Here is a 16,088-nt window from a genome sequence, read left to right on the forward strand (position 1 = left end):
GGATGAGGCAGTCACATAAAGATTCTTTGACAGCAGCAAGCATTAAGGAAACAATTCTGAACTCAAAAATCAATCACTTTCTCGTGAAATCATTCTTTCTACTTCTCTTTACCGTTCTTTTTACGCCTCCACTTTCGGCGCAGGTCTACACGTTCTTTGAGAACCGTGCGATTACACCAGCTTCGATTCGCGCTTATCCACAAAGCCAGACACGCCAAATACTCTCACTTGTCGGTAAGTGGAAAGTCAAACTGCCCAGCGGTCTTGAAAGTGAAATCAATGTGCCGTCCGCCTTTAGTTTTTCAGGCAAAGTTACCTTTGAAAAAGTTATGATGCTGCCGAAAGCATTTGAATCCCGTGCTCTGATGCTCGTCAGTGAAGGCATGGGCACACGCTGCGAGATTTTTTTTAATGATCAGTTTGTTGGGGCTCAGACCGTTGGCGGTGCGCCTTTCAAGATAGACATTCCCAGCGAAATGTTGCGATTTGGCGCAGAGAATACCCTCAAAATCATTTGTGACAGCCGCCTCAATGTGCCCAACGCTTTTCCACTCAGTCCCCAAGCCTATGACAAGCAAAATTTCGCAGGGCTTTTCCGCAATCTCTATCTTGTTGCCACTTCACCGATTCGTTTTGATGATGTTGATTTCCGCTATCACGTCTCTGATACCCTAATCATGCCGCTTCAAAGAACACCAGCAGCGCTTCCTGATACACAAGTTACCGTCAAGCTCGACCTTACGGTAAGCGTTAAACAGTTTGACTTGCGTGGCTATAGCCTTGCCGTGGATTCTATAGGCAGAAAGCGTGTTGTGGCTTATGGTCAACTCTTCCTCGATACGCTGAAAGTCAGCGACAAAGTTCAGCTTGCACAATTCGATGCTGCAAGCAACCAAGTAATTCGTGCTCCATCATCTTTCCAGATTCTCAATGCGAAACTCTGGCAACCAACGTCACCTACACGCTACAGCTTGCACCTTGAACTTCTCACTTCAACTGGCGATACGCTCGACGACCTGACTTTCTTGCTTGGCTTCAGAACAGTTGGATTTGCCTCAGGTAACTTTCAACTCAACCGCAAACCCTTTTTGCTCAAAGGATTGCATGTGAGCGAAGAAACAGAGCAAACAGCTAATGTGCTCTCACCTGATGATATTCTGCGTGATCTTATGCTGATTCGTAGTGCTGGTGTTAACGCCATCTGCTTGACTGAACTGCCTAATCCGATTTGGTATCACTTCTGCGATAGTCTTGGTCTTTTGTTGTTCATTCAACTGCCTGTACGCAACGCGCCTTCACGCCTGCTGGTGCAACCCGGCTTTTTGCAGCAGTCTGAACTTGCTCTGCAAGAGAGCATTTTACGCTCAAAATTCCACCCCTCGGTGATTGGCTACGGTCTTGGGGAAGGCATAGATTTGGCTGATACACCTGAAGCTTACTTGAAAGGACTTTCAAATCTTGTCAGAACAAACACACAAGGGCTTGTGTATTTTACCGCAAAATCCTTGCAACCCAGCCCTTATTGGCAATACTCCGATTTCATTGCCTTTTCTGACTTCAATGGCTCTTTTGATGCATTCAAGAATAAGTTTGATTTTGCTAAAACTTTGGCGAACACCGAAAAACCGATTTTAATTGCTCACTACGGTGCCCTTGCTGAGACAGACAACCATAACGGCTACAGCGACCCACGTTCGCTTGAACATCAAGCTAAGTTTCTTTTAGATCGCTTTCGTCTGTTAGAAGAAGCCTATCAACAAAGTCAGCCTGTCTCAGGTGGGTTTGTCTATACCTTTTGCGACTATCATCTTGCTATTGCACCAGTTCTTGGCAGCGATGCGCGCGATCCCTATCTTGCAACTTTTGGTCTTCTCACGCTCGGGCGCGAAAAGAAAATCAGCTTTCAGATGCTCAAGTCGCTCTACCTTGGCGAGCGCGTCTATAACCCACCAATTGGCAGCCCAAAGAGCGACTTTTCACCTTCACTTATTCTTGCCAGTATCTTTCTGACTGCTTTGCTCGTCTATCTCATCAATGGCAATAGGCGCTTGCAGGAAAACTTGCAGCGCGCACTAGTGCGCCCCATAAACCTTTACATGGACATTCGTGACCAGCGCCTTTACTCTGCTTTCGACCCCATTACTTTACTTTTACTGTTGTCGCTGATTTGGGCATCTATTCTTGCTGCCTTTCTATACAGTTTGCGCACGAATGCTGATTTGGACTTTTGGCTTTCGCATTTTATTCGTGCTGCTCTGCTCAAAGAAAGCATCAACTATCTTGCACTGCACCCACATTTTGCTATTCTCATCTTCGCACTTGTCTTTCTTATTTTCTCTCTGCTCTTGCCACTGCTTAGCAAATTCCTCATCGGGCTCGTCAAACGCACAAGAGTAACTTATCTGCAACTGCTTCATGTTTGGACATGGGCATCAGCACCATGGATCATACTGGTCTTTGCTGCAGCTTTTATCGATCGTCTAGAAAACAATGCATTTAATTTCGTCGTGCTCTTTCTTTGTATCCTTCTTTTCCTTATTGCATTTAGCCGCTTCCTACGCGGTATCGCCGTCGTTGCAGAAGTCAATCGTGTTGTCGTCTGGCTCACAGGCTTTCTGCTGCTTGTGCTCAGTCTTAGTGTCTTGTTCTATCTTTCAGATACTTTTTATCACACATCTGCGTATTTGCAGTATCAATATCATGGACTCAAAGAGGGACTCAAAATTATTTCTACACAATTGTAAGCCATTTCATTACACACTATCAACCATAACTTGTCTTCTCAGTCTCAATGTACCTTTCACGTTTAGAAGTTTTCGGCTTTAAGAGTTTTGCGCAGCGCGTCAGTTTGAAATTCGATAGCGGTCTGACCGCCATCGTCGGTCCAAACGGCTGTGGCAAAACCAACATTGTCGATGCAATTCGCTGGGTGCTTGGCGAGCAAAAAACTAGTGTCTTGCGCTCCGACAAAATGGAGAATGTGATTTTTAATGGTACAAAAACACGCAAGCCGCTAGGTATGTCAGAAGTCTCCATTACGATTGAAAACACGCGAAACATTTTGCCCACCGAGTACAGCGAAGTAACCATCACGCGTCGGCTCTACCGCAATGGCGAAAGTGAATATCTGCTCAACAAAGTGCCTTGTCGCCTTAAAGACATCACAGACCTTTTTACCGACACTGGCATGGGCAGCGATGCCTACTCGGTCATTGAGCTGAAGATGATTGAGCAGATTCTTTCTGAGAATGCTGATGAACGGCGCAAACTCTTTGAGGAAGCTGCAGGGGTTACCAAATACAAGCAGCGCCGAAAACAAACCTTCAAAAAGTTAGAGACAACCTCACAAGATTTAGCAAGGGTTCAAGACATTATTTTGGAAGTTGAAAAGAAAGTCGCTTCACTTGAGCGCCAAGCTAAGAAAGCCGAGCAAGCACGTCAGGCACGCGAGGAATTGCGCCAGCTTGAAATTGCTATTGCCGAGCGCGAACTTGCCCAGATTGCTCGACTAACCCAGCCGCTTGCCGAACGCCTTGCCAAAGAAGAGCAAGAAAAACTTGTCCTCAGCACTCAAATCGATACCCTTGATGCCGATATTCAAGCCAAATCGCTTGCTCTCATTGATCTTGAAAAAGCCCTGAGTGCAGCACAGAAAGACGCTAATCAAAAAACTGAACTGATTACTGCTACTGAAAAACAGATTCTCTCCAACGAAGAGCGGCAAAAATTGCTCTTGCAGACGCTCTCCCGCGCTGAAGCTGAACTTGAGAGCATTCGCACCAAACTCTCAGAACTTGGCACGCGAAAACTGTCGCTGCAAGAAGATTTGCGTCTTAAAGAGTTAGACTTGCGCAATCACCATGAAGCCTTCGAGCAATCGCGAGCCGCATTTGCTGTAGCCGAACAGGAACTGCGCGCACAGCGCCAGTTGCTCGAGCAAAAACGCACATCAATTGCTGAGCTATCCAAGAAAATTAGTGCCCTGACGCTTGAACGCCAATCGCTGCACAATCGCATTGAAAATCTCGATGCACAGCGCACTCAAAGCCATACACGCCGAAACGACCTGGAAGAAAAAATCACAGAGCGATGCTCGCAAATAGAAACGCTCAAACTTGAACTTGAGCACGAACGCCAGGTGCTGAGCGCACGTCAAACCGCTCTCGCCGACGCTAAAGCACATCGCGCACAGCTGCAGGCTGAACTTGAACATGAGAAAGAACACTTACTGCGCCTTCGCACCGACCGTGATGCTAAACACACTCGTCTGACATTTCTGCAATCGCTTTTGGACAGTTATGAAGGCTTGCCCGAAGGCGTCAAGTTCTTAGACTTGGAACAAAACAAACGCTTTGGTCTGGGCAGTTTGGCTGACCTTGTCTCAATAGATGAGGAGTACAAACTTGCACTGGCTGCCGCTCTTGGCGAAGCGCAAAGCCTCTACATTTCGCCTACAACCGACGATGCGCTGCAAGCCATTAGCGCACTTAAAACTGCAGCTAAAGGCAAACTCACCTTTACAGTGTTAGATAGACTCTCAGCGCCTGCGTTGCCCGATTTTTCAAACATAAGCAATGTTACACGCCTTATTGACATGGTGCGTATTGCACCCGAACTTCGCCCTGTTTTGGAACTTCTGATTGGACATGTGATTGTCGCTCCTGACTTAGAGCGTGCTGTGCAACTTGGCAACAGCTATCTGCATCTTGAAGTTGTTACACTCTCTGGTGAAAAATTCAGTGCCCGTGGGTTCATTCGTGGCGGAAGTGTCAAAGCGTCTGAAGGACTTCGCATTGGCAAACGCGAGGAAATGGAACGGCTGCTTATAGAAACTGAGGCACTTCAAGTGCAGATCCGCTCCACCGAACAGCGCATCAACGACTTGCAACGCGCCATTTCTGACATCACACTCTCCGAGCTTGAGCAAGAAATTCGCCGCTCTGAACAGAGACTGCTAGAACTTGAAAAACGGCTGTCGCAAGCTGATTTTGAGCGCACTTCGTTTGAGAAAGAAATTGTGGAACTGACCGAACGCGTAGCCCTGCTCGATAGCGAAAAAGAGCAACTTGCGCGTGCCTTAGCCTCGCTGCAACCCGAACTTGATACAATGGAATCGCACCTTCAAGCCCTCAACCTTGAACTCAATGAGCATCTGCGCGTTATTGAACTTTCCGAACAACATGTTCAAACCCAAAATGCAGCGCTGCAAGAAAAAAACTTGCAACTCAAAGAGTTTGAATTTGCTGTCGAGAAACTGCGCGCTGCAGTGCACAGCGTGGAAAATGAACAAAACGCCAGTATGCGTCAGCAACAAAAATTGCTCACTGAAACTCAACAAAGTCAAGACGAGATTTTTCGGCTTCGCAGTGAACTTGACACAATGAACGACAATTTGCACCGACTTTACACTGAGCGCGACGTGCTGCAGAACCGCTGCCACACTCTCGAGGGCGAAGTTTCCACGCTTAAAGGCGAACTTGCTCAAAGTGAATCCAAACTGCGCGACCTTTCACGCCAGCGCGAAGTGCTCTCACAACTCATTCTGGAATTTCAACAGCAACTCTCTCAACATTCGCTTCGCGCCGAACATATTCGCACAGTCATCAAAACTGAGTTCGATGTAGAACTCACACAAAAAGAGTTTGCTGAAACTGATGACTTTCAGATGCACGCCGCACAAGAACGCGCCACACAGCTCAAACAAAAACTGCGCTCGCTCGGACTTGTCAACGAACTGGCACTTCAAGAGTACGAAGAAGAAAAAAAGCGTCTTGATTTTCTTGTCTCTCAGCGCGACGATCTGCTCAAAGCTGAAAGACAATTGCACGACACCATCGCTGAAATCAATAAAACCGCCGCTGAACTCTTCAACACGACTTTTCAAGCGATTCGTCAAAACTTCATCAACATTTTCCGCGAACTCTTCAATGAAGGCGATGAGGCAGACCTGATCTTGGAAGATGCGCCCGACCCACTGGAAGCCAATATCGAGATTATCGCTAAACCAAAGGGCAAACGTCCACAGGCAATCACCTTACTTTCTGGCGGCGAAAAAACCTTGACCGCAACAGCTCTGCTCTTTGCGATTTATCTTGTCAAGCCCAGTCCGTTCTGCATTCTCGATGAAGTCGATGCCCCACTCGACGACGCCAACATCGACCGCTTTGTCAAACTGCTCCAAAAATTTGCAACGGATACACAGTTCATTATTGTTACACACAATAAGCGTACCATGGAAGCTGCGCGCACACTCTATGGCGTTACAATGGAAGAAGAAGGCGTCTCAAAACTTGTTGCCGTACGCTTTAATGATACGCAGACAACCTAATTTTGGCTCACTGCCACATGCACAAACTTGTTTTGTTTGATATTGATGGCACTCTGCTCAAAGTAGAGGGCATTAGTCGCAATGCGCTAATTGATTCACTCCGAAGTGTTTATGGTACTTCAGGTTCTGCACAGACACACGATTTTGCAGGCAAACTCGACAGCGTCATCATCTCTGAAGTGATGCGTGCTGCTGGACTAAGCGATGAAGACATCAAGCGCGGCTTTCAAGCTGTCAAACAAACTTACATTCGACTCTTCAAAGAACGCGTTACGCCTGCACATATTAAAATGATGGTAGGTGTTGTTGAATTGCTCGAATGCCTGCAACGCTATGACGTTAGTCTTGGCTTGCTTACTGGTAACTTTGAGGAATCGGGACGGCACAAAGTCGCCTTGCAAAATCTCAATCACTACTTTCCTTTCGGTGCATTTGCCGATGATGCCGAGACACGCAACGCACTGCCGCCCATCGCCGTCGAGCGTGCATTTGCTTACACTGGCAAACGCTTCAAAGCTAAAGAAGTGGTCATCATTGGCGATACCCCGCATGATGTCAATTGTGCAAAAGTGCTCGACTCAAAAGCTATTGCTGTTGCCACTGGCTTCTACACCGAGTCGCAACTCCAAGCCTATTCACCCGATTATGTCTTTGCTAATCTTGCTGATACTGAAACCGTCTTAGACGCAATCCTCTCGTAATGACTTCTGAGAAACTGTTCGTACGTGGTACTCTTGAGACTCTACCGCCAGATAAATCTATTTCGCACCGCGCCGCACTGATTGCGGCATTAGCCAAGGGTACATCGCGCCTTGAGAATTTCTCTGGTGGCTTGGATAATCAAACCACACTTAACGCCCTGCGCGCACTCGGCATTGCGTGTGAGCAAACGCTTCATTCAGACGGGCGACGTGAGGTTGTCATACACGCGCAGGGGCTATGGAGTTTTAAGCCCTCGGCTGCACCGATTGACTGCCATAACTCTGGCTCCACCATGCGCATGCTCTCTGGGATTCTTGCCGCACAGCCTTTTTCTACAACACTTCTTGGCGATGCTTCGCTGATGAAACGCCCGATGCGTCGCATTGCAGAGCCGCTCTCCCAAATGGGCGCCAAAATTGAGCTTTCACCTGCGCACACCGCGCCAATTCACATTCAAGGCTCAACCGCCCTGCGTCCAATTTCCTATGCCTCGCCCATCGCTTCTGCGCAAGTGAAGTCTGCCATCATCTTCGCTGCACTGCACGCTGATGGCACAAGTGAAGTCATTGAACCTGCATGCTCTCGCAATCACACGGAATTGATGCTTGGCTTAGAGAGTCAAACGCTGAGCGATGGACGCTACAAAGTCTATATTCGTGGCGCTCGAGAAATTGCAGCGCAAGATTTTGTCATTCCAGCAGACCCTTCTGCGGCTTGTTTTATCATCGCTTTTGCGCTGCTTGCGCGCCACTCCGACCTTGTTTTGAAAAACATTTGTCTGAATCCTACACGCACGGCATACCTCGACCTGCTTCGTGCATCTGGTGCAGATTTGAGACTCGAAAATGTAAGACACTTCGGCGGCGAACGTCTTGGCGATATTGTGATTTCAAATGCTGCACTTTCTTTGCCACTTATGCTTTCAGGACAGGCACTTGTCGCCAATGTCATTGATGAAATTCCCATGCTTGCCGTGCTTTCAGCGCTGGCAACAGAGCGATTTTCTCTTTCCGACGCTGCAGAACTTCGCACGAAAGAATCAGACCGTATTGCTGCACTTGTGCTCAATTTGCGCGCACTTGGTTTTACTTGTGAGGAATACCCCGATGGCTTCTGCGTACATGGCCGTGAGCGCATTCCCACACGTCCTGTTCGCATCGAGACCTTTGGCGACCACCGCATCGCCATGAGTTTTCACATTGCATCTTATTTTGCTGCCACCCCACTTGAACTCTCTGAGCAGGCTTCTATCGCAGTGTCCTTTCCAAACTTTTTCCAAATCCTTGATGCTCTGACACGCATATAAAACTTTGTTTTGAACGAACACAGAAATGCTTTAGATTTCTACTGCTAAACTAAACCTGCATAAAACCTGCATTAGAGTATGTTGTACAATCGTCTTATTCGCCTGATTGAAAATCACGCGGAATCCCTCACCAAATCTTGGATTCAAGAAGTCAAAACTAATGAAGCGACAAAAAGTTATCGCAACTTCTCGGATGCGTCGCTGCACGATTCCGTCTATAACATCTATAGCCGCTTAGGCTATTGGCTCAAAAAAGAGGAATCTACACTCGAAGACATTGCCGAGTATTTCGTCATGCTCGGTCGGGAGCGCGCCCAGCAAGGCTTCAAACTCAGTGAGGTGATTTATTCAATTATTCTTGCACGCGTTGAGCTTTGGAACTATGTGAGCAATCAAGGCGTGTTTGAGGACAGTCTGGAACTGCAGCGTGCTTTAGAATTTTCTCAACGCATCAATTATTTCTACGACAAAGCCATTTACTTTTCAACCGTCGGCTTTGAAAACGTCAGTGAGGATGCCGCCTCAATGCAGCGAAAAGGCAATTTGTTTGAGGCTTTCTTTAGCGCCTTTCGAATTTCACCAACTGCCGGTGTCACACAGCAAAAAGCTTAGATAACCCAGATTTGCTACCCTGTAGGCGTTGTTTCTTTTTAGTGTTTTTGTGCTAAACATTAATTTCTGACGTATCAATGGAGAGCAGCGGTATCAAGGTATCTGTCCCACAAGAAGCACTTGCCTCAGCGGTAGATGAGTTCTTGCAGCGCGATGTTAAACTGCTTGGCAATCTTCTCGGGCAAACACTTGTTGAGCAAGAAAGTGCCTCGTTTTTAGAGTTAGAAGAAAAGGTGCGTTTGCTTTGCAAGGAGATTCGCCTTGAGAAGAAAGACAATCTGCGCACTGAGCTGATGCGCCTTTTAGAATCTCTCACGGTCGAAGAAGCAGGCAACTTGGTGCGTGCATTCGGTACATTTTTTCATCTCACCAATGTGGCTGACCAAGTCCATCAAGCTCGTCGTGATACCGAAACACTCCGACAACTTGCTGACTCTGGTAAAGAACCTGTGCTTGAAGGTTCAATCTACGAGGTCATCGAACGCTTCAAGCACAGTGGCATCAGTGCCGATGACCTTCAAGCCCTGCTCTCTAAGCTCTCAATTGAGCCCACACTGACCGCACACCCTACTGAAGCCGCACGCCAAAGTGTACTGCTCAAACGCCGCAATATCGCTTCACTTTTGGAACGGCTCAGTCAACCTAATCTGACCCCCAATGAGCGCAATGACACGATTGATGAACTTGCTGCTATTATCACCGCACTGTGGCAAACCGACAATGTGCGTGAAGGTAGCCTGACCGTCTTTGAAGAAGTGCGTAACCAACTTTACTACTTAGAAAACATCTTTTGGGATACTTTACCTAAACTTTATGCCGACCTTGAAAAGGCGCTATCCAAATTTTATCCCGATTATACTTTTCACATTCCGCCCTTTTTGCGTATCCGCTCTTGGACAGGTGGCGACCGTGATGGTCATCCATTTGTCACGCATGAGGTAACGCGCAATACGCTGCGCTTTCTTAAATCGGAAGTCCTAAAGAAATACATTGCCAGTATTGAAGCAGCCGTAATTGAACTAAGCAGTTCACTCAACCGTGTTCAAGTCTCCGCAGAATTGAAGTCCTCTATTGCGCGCGATGAGCAGGCGTATGGACGCAACGCAATTGAAGCTGGTTGGGCTGGCAGAAACTTCAATGAGCCCTACCGCATTAAACTGCGCTATATCTCTTACAGGCTTTCTCAAACTCTCGCCTCTCTGGATGCTGAGCACATGCTGACAGGAGCGTATCACAGTGAGGAAGAATTTTTAGACGATTTGCGCGTTGTCGAGCGCAGCCTTATTGCAAACAAAGGTAAGCGCATTGCCGAGGCACAAGTGCGCAAACTGATTCGCCGTCTTGAAGTTTTCGGCTTTTCTTTCTTCATCCTTGACATTCGTCAACACAGCAGCAAGCACACTCAAGCACTCGATGAGATTGTCTCCAGCTTGCGCCTTTTGCCAAAGCGGTACTCAGAAATGAGCGAGATGGAAAAACGCGCATGGCTCTCGCAAGAGATTCAAACGCGCCGTCCACTTGTGCCTTACAAACTTGGCTTTTCTGAAGAGACCAATGAAGTGATACGCACGTTCCGTCAAATTCGCCGCTCGCTTGAATCTATTAGCCGCCGCGCAATTGATACTTACATCATCAGTATGACCGCAGAAGTTAGCCATGTCTTGGAAGTGATGCTCTTTGCTAAAGAAGCTGCCTTAATTCGCCACACTGATAGCGATGAATTCCAAAGCGACCTGAATATCGTGCCGCTCTTTGAGACGATTAGCGACCTGCAACACGCCGATGACTTCATGCGCCAACTCTTTGAGATGCCAGTCTACCAAAAACAACTGCGCGCACGCAGTATGCTACAAGAAGTCATGATTGGCTATTCAGACTCGAGTAAAGACGGTGGCTTGCTGGCTTCGAACTGGGAACTCTACAACGCCCAAATTCGCCTTAAAGCCTGCGCGGAACGCTACGGGGTTAAACTCAAACTGTTCCATGGACGTGGTGGCACTGTTGGGCGTGGTGGTGGTGCACCTGTTCATCAAGCTATTCTAGCGCAACCTAAAGGCACCATCGATGGCAGAATTAAACTCACTGAGCAAGGCGAAATCATATCCTCTAAATACGCTACGCCCCACATTGCGACACGCAATTTGGAACTTACCACCACCGCGGTCATGATTGCCTCCCTCGATGCCATGCATGAACCAGACCCTAAACCTGAGTGGCTGCATGTTATGTCAGAAATGTCCGCCGCCGCGTTTAAAGCCTACCGCGCCTTCGTCTATGACAATCCCCGCTTTGCAGAGTATTTCTATGAAGCCACACCAATTGAAATCATTAGCGAAATGAAAATTGGCTCTCGCCCCTCGCGCCGGCGTGGTGCAGGACGCATCGAAGATCTTCGTGCCATTCCTTGGGTCTTTGCTTGGACACAAAGCCGCGCAACTCTGCCCAGTTGGCTCAGCGTCAGCGATGGCTTCGACGCTGTACTTGCTAACGGAACACCCATGACCCTGCTTCAAGAAATGTATGAGGACTGGCGATTCTTCAGAACCCTGATTGATAGTATGCAAATGTCGCTTTCTAAGTGCGATATTCGCGTCGCAGAAGAATATTCCAAGCTCGTCAGCGATGCCGCTTTGGGCAGAGAAATTTTTCACGCTATTGAAACGCGCTTCTACCACACGATTGATCTTATCTGCAAAATCACCTCTCAGCAAACGCTTTTAGAAAACAACCCTACACTTCGTCGCTCACTGCGCGCCCGTGAGCCCTACATCGACCCACTGAGTTACATCCAAGTCATTGCCATGAAGAAATATCGCTCTTGCGACAACGAAGAGATGCGAAAAAAATTGCTTGCAGTTCTGCGTGATTCCGTCAATTCCGTTGCCGCAGGCATTCGCAATACAGGCTAATGGATTCTCATTCGGCTTGCTCACTACGCTCAAATCCATGCCGCGTCACAGTATGATATTGCTTTTAAGCGAAACTTTTGCACGTTAAGTTTTGTAAGAAGTAAAAAGCCCTTATGAACTTTTTCTTGGAGGTTGTATGATGCGCGTGCCTTTGCTCTTCGTTTCCCTGCTTTTGATGAGCAGTCTTACAGGCTGTTATACCAAGTTTTTTGCTGACGACGATCCGCGTCTTTCTCGCAACATGCGTGCTCCTGAAACCCAAGTAGAAACCATAGAAGACTCAAATGGCGACCTAACCGTGATTATTCAAGAGTATCTTTCGCCACACATGCCTCTGCCTGCCTCACCCTTCTTAGGTGCTTGGGGCTACACACCATTCTGGTCTGATCCTTGGTTTGACCGGTTCTTTGTCTCTCCTTGGTCCTTTGCTGGTTTTGGCTGGTCATCACCATACTGGGCATGGCATGGCGGCTGGGGCTGGTCATCACCATACTGGGCGTGGGGTTATCCTGTTGGACCTTGGCTTCAAGTTCCCGTTGTTATTGCACCTGCTACACCTGTTGCAGGCACGCCGCGTAACTTTGGTCGCATCCGCCACAGTTCAACTTTACCTAGTACAGTTGCACCCGCAGCTGTACCTGTTGCTTCTCCTCAAGGCAATGCATCACGCTCATCTTCTGAATCGGCATCAGATAAGCGCAATGCAGTCCGACGCCCTGTAAGTCCGGGCTATTACACTTTGCCGTGGATAAATTCTGAAGGGACCTCATCAACACGACGTCCATCTTCTTCTTCAGTTCGCGCTCAACTGTCTCGAGCAGTTCAAGCCCTTCATCGGTGAGTTCACCAAGTCCTGGCAGTTCCTCGTCATCGCGCTCGGCTTCATCGAGTTCAGGGACGCGCAGCTCTGGCAGAAACCGCTAAACCTTGTGATACGAAGTTATGCGTTGCACCTTAGTTGCCACTCTACTCCTTGTCATAGCTTTGCTTTCAGGTTGTGCCACTTATACGATGCTTTCACATCCTGAGGTAGAAGTCTACGACGAACATCTTGAGAAATATATTTTTGAAGAAGTTACACTGGCTTCGAACTGCCGAAACTGTCACGCCAATCAGCCCAGCAAGTTTGATGTGTATCGTCATCTTTTGCGCACGTCGGGCAGCACCACCAGCATCGAGAAAATCGATTTACTTCAAACCCGCGCTATGCCTGAACTGCGTGGTTATGAAAATTATCTTCATTCTGACTTAGGCAGTTACTATTACGCTGCGTGGTGGTTCAATCCTGTGATTGTAGAGTCTGGTTTCTATGGCGTAAGTACTTCGCCCGCTGCTGCATCTACACCTGAGCGTATCCGTCAAAGTTATCGGCGTTCTTTCGGTCGTGCGATGCAAAGTTCAGCACCGCATTCCGGGGCGCAACCCGCTGCACGCACGACCCCAGCATCATCTCCTGCCTCTGCTACGACTGCTGCCAGCGGTGCACAACCTTCTGAGCCTTCTTCATCTGGGCAAAACACACGCTCCTCTTCTGAGGCTGGCTCGTCGAGCAAAGAAAATCACGGGTCTCGACAAAGTAGTGGCGAATCGAAGTCAGAGTCTACACCACGCTCTTCTGGACGCATTCGTGAGTAATACACTGGTTCGTCGTGCTTGTGGCATTAACAACGCTTTTCTCTCAACTCTAAACCACAACGTTAGGCTATGACGTCTCGCCTCATTTTGCTGCCATTTTTGTTACTTTTTTGTGCTTCAACGCTGCGAGCTCAAAATGAAATCGACGCCGTGCGCCAAGCGCAACATGGTCATGGCATTGGGGCACGAGCCATTGCTATTGGACCGGCATACAGCGCCATTTCCGACGACTACGCCGCCGTTTTCTTCAACCCCGCTGGACTTGGACAAATCAAGCGTTTTGAGGCAACGCTCGGCTTCGACTTTTTCCAATACAGCGCCGATGCGCTTTACCTTGATGTCAGCAACAATGCTACAAATTCAGGCAATGCGCTCAACAGCATCGGTCTTGTTGTGCCTTTTCCGACCTACCAAGGCAGTTTTGTCGTTGCTGCAGGCTACAACCGACTAAGAAACTTCCGTGCCGCACAAAATGCCACTGCCTTCAATCCATCAGGCAGCATTAGCGATTGGTTTCTTTCTTTTACCCCCCGTTTCGATTCGCAGCAACGTATTTTACTTGACGACGTGGGCGCGCTTGCATTTAATCATTTCCTTATCAACGATAGAAATGGACAGTATGTCGATCCACTTATCAATCGTGGTCAGGTTCTGCAGCGTTCTAACTTGCTCGAAGATGGTGGCGCCAATGCGTTTTCAATTTCTGCCGCAATCGAAGTTGCACCCGCGCTCTTTGTTGGCGCTACACTCAATCTCATGAACTCGCGCTACAGCTTCATGCGCAACTTCACCGAGAGCGACGAAAATAACATCTACCCCAATTTCCTTTCCCTGACACTTTCTGAAGAGTTTGAAACCGAAGCCTCCGGCTGGAATATCAAAGCTGGACTGCTTTATCGCACTGATAAAAACTGGCGGGTTGGTCTCACACTCGAAACGCCGTTGTTACTTGAATTGAAAGATAGATTCACTACGAGCTTGCAAACACGCTATGAACGCCCACCTGATGGCGCAACCCGCGCAGTCTTTAATGATGCACTTCCCGCAAGCAACATAGAATATCGCTTGCAAACACCTTGGGTCTTTGGAATTAGCCTTTCATTCGAAGACTCGTTCTTCACGCTGGGAACAGAATTTAACTACCGTGATTGGACGCAGCTTTCTTACAGCAGTGCTGCTATCTCATTTGCTGACATCAACCGTGTTATCGCATCGGAATTACAAGGTGCATTTGGAGCATCAGTTGGACTTGAAGCACGCCCCCTATTGCTGCCGCTGCGCTTGCGCGTGGGCTACACAATTCAACAGACACCGTTCCGCTACCGACTTTCAGACAATCCAAATGAGCGCATCAGCACCTCACTTGCAGATGCACGACAAACCTTGAGTTTTGGTGCAGGTTTTCTTTTTCAGCAAACACTCTCCATCGACATCGCCTACCTTCTCTCCACGCAAAATCTGCAAGGCAGATTGTACAGCGGCTCTCGCGTGGTGAATGAAACCGTTCGCAATAGCAATATCGTCTTTACAGCAAGTTTTAGATTTTGAAGAAGCCTTCAGGATGGGCAACCTGCATCACTCAAACAGGATAGGCAAACGAACAGTATGGTATGAACAGAAGGCGTGAGAAATTTTCTGTGCATCCGCTAGGACTCGAACCTAGGACCCGCTGATTAAGAGTCAGCTGCTCTACCAACTGAGCTACGGATGCCTGTCTATACGCTGCACTTACTTGCCAGAGTCACTTGGCTGCGCAGCAGGGGCCTCGTCTTTTGGTAAAGACCCAGTCGATGGCAGCGAGGGCAACGTTGGCGCTGTCTTTGGCGCACTCTTCTGAATGATACTTTCCTGCGGTGTCTCTTCTTTGCCTAAGCGTGTCGTAAATTCCGCCGCGACACACAGCAACATAAAAATAACCGCAAGGTAAGTTGTCGTACGGCTTAGAATGTCGGCTGTACGGCGCACCCCTAACACTTGTGTTGCCCCCATTCCAATGCCAAAAGCACTAGCTAAGCCTGAACCCTTGCTGCTTTGCAAGAGTACCACCAAAATCAATAAGATTGAAACAATCATTGCTGCTACAACGACAATAACATGCGCAATATGCATACCTTTATACTTTTGCTTTTTTGCCTTTTGGCTCTTTTGAATTGCTTAAATTTTTTTGAGACCTAAAATTTAATATACGAATTTAAATTTGTCAAAAAGTTTTGCGATGTCAGAATTCGGTAAATTGTTGATGGGGCTTGGCGCACTTCTGCTTCTTCTTGGTGCCGCATTTTACTTTGCGCCAAAAATTTCTGCATTCAACTGGCTGGGTCGCTTGCCACTTGACTTCAAAATTGAGCGAGAAAATTTTAGCTTTTATTTTCCGCTTGGCACATCTATTCTGATTTCGCTTTTACTTTCTGCTATCCTTTATCTTTGGCGCAAGTTTTCAGAGTAAACTGCCGCAGACCTTTGCAGTCTGCGCTCGCTGCTCGTTGAGCATAAATCCATGCGCTCGAGCTTACTTCCACGAAAAAAGTCTTGCGCCTCGTCATAGTAGAGCATTAAGGTTTGTTATCGAGTTTGTTATCTTTGCATTGACAGAATT

General features: G+C 47.8%; 11 protein-coding genes and 1 tRNA gene. 10 read left to right on the forward strand and 2 right to left on the reverse strand.

Annotation, left to right across the window (positions count from 1 at the left end; translation table 11 throughout):
* The first annotated feature begins 2 nt into the window (after positions 1-2).
* The 9 genes from CMR00_05235 to CMR00_05275 all read left to right on the forward strand — a co-directional run bounded on the left by CMR00_05235 (position 3) and on the right by CMR00_05275 (position 15,040).
* Positions 3-2,744 (forward strand): hypothetical protein, encoded by a 2,742-nt coding sequence (locus CMR00_05235; protein ID PIO48335.1) that lies wholly within the window; start codon positions 3-5, stop codon positions 2,742-2,744.
* 47 nt (positions 2,745-2,791) lie between these two features.
* On the forward strand, positions 2,792-6,328 hold the full coding sequence (gene smc, locus CMR00_05240; protein PIO48336.1) for a chromosome segregation protein SMC: 3,537 nt from the start codon (positions 2,792-2,794) through the stop codon (positions 6,326-6,328).
* Positions 6,329-6,345: 17 nt separating this feature from the next.
* On the forward strand, positions 6,346-7,029 hold the full coding sequence (locus CMR00_05245; protein ID PIO48337.1) for a hydrolase: 684 nt from the start codon (positions 6,346-6,348) through the stop codon (positions 7,027-7,029).
* Positions 7,029-8,336, forward strand: a complete 1,308-nt coding sequence (gene aroA, locus CMR00_05250; GenBank protein ID PIO48338.1) for a 3-phosphoshikimate 1-carboxyvinyltransferase — start codon at positions 7,029-7,031, stop codon at positions 8,334-8,336. Before CMR00_05245 ends, aroA begins: the two co-directional genes overlap by 1 nt.
* Positions 8,337-8,414: 78 nt before the next feature.
* Positions 8,415-8,948: a hypothetical protein gene (locus tag CMR00_05255; protein ID PIO48339.1), complete on the forward strand. Its 534-nt coding sequence runs from the start codon at positions 8,415-8,417 to the stop codon at positions 8,946-8,948.
* A gap of 77 nt (positions 8,949-9,025) precedes the next feature.
* A complete protein-coding gene (locus CMR00_05260) occupies positions 9,026-11,857 on the forward strand; it encodes a phosphoenolpyruvate carboxylase (GenBank protein ID PIO48340.1) in 2,832 nt (943 codons plus the stop codon).
* Positions 11,858-11,993: 136 nt separating this feature from the next.
* On the forward strand, positions 11,994-12,698 hold the full coding sequence (locus CMR00_05265) for a hypothetical protein (GenBank protein PIO48341.1): 705 nt from the start codon (positions 11,994-11,996) through the stop codon (positions 12,696-12,698).
* Positions 12,699-12,868: 170 nt separating this feature from the next.
* Positions 12,869-13,492: a hypothetical protein gene (locus tag CMR00_05270; GenBank protein PIO48342.1), complete on the forward strand. Its 624-nt coding sequence runs from the start codon at positions 12,869-12,871 to the stop codon at positions 13,490-13,492.
* Between the two features lie 69 nt (positions 13,493-13,561).
* Positions 13,562-15,040, forward strand: a complete 1,479-nt coding sequence (locus CMR00_05275) for a hypothetical protein (GenBank protein ID PIO48343.1) — start codon at positions 13,562-13,564, stop codon at positions 15,038-15,040.
* Between the two features lie 90 nt (positions 15,041-15,130).
* Here CMR00_05275 and CMR00_05280 read toward each other — a convergent pair.
* Together CMR00_05280 and CMR00_05285 are read right to left on the reverse strand one after the other, a co-directional pair.
* Positions 15,131-15,203, reverse strand: a tRNA-Lys gene (locus tag CMR00_05280).
* 17 nt (positions 15,204-15,220) lie between these two features.
* A complete protein-coding gene (locus CMR00_05285; protein ID PIO48344.1) occupies positions 15,221-15,601 on the reverse strand; it encodes a preprotein translocase subunit SecG in 381 nt (126 codons plus the stop codon).
* A 106-nt stretch (positions 15,602-15,707) separates the two neighbouring features.
* Between CMR00_05285 and CMR00_05290 the strand changes: the two genes are divergently transcribed.
* Entirely contained in the window at positions 15,708-15,938 is a 231-nt protein-coding gene (locus CMR00_05290; GenBank protein PIO48345.1) for a hypothetical protein, read from the forward strand.
* Positions 15,939-16,088 lie beyond the last annotated feature (150 nt).

This window comes from [Chlorobium] sp. 445 (assembly GCA_002763895.1).
Taxonomy (GTDB): Bacteria; Bacteroidota; Chlorobiia; order Chlorobiales; family Thermochlorobacteraceae; genus Thermochlorobacter.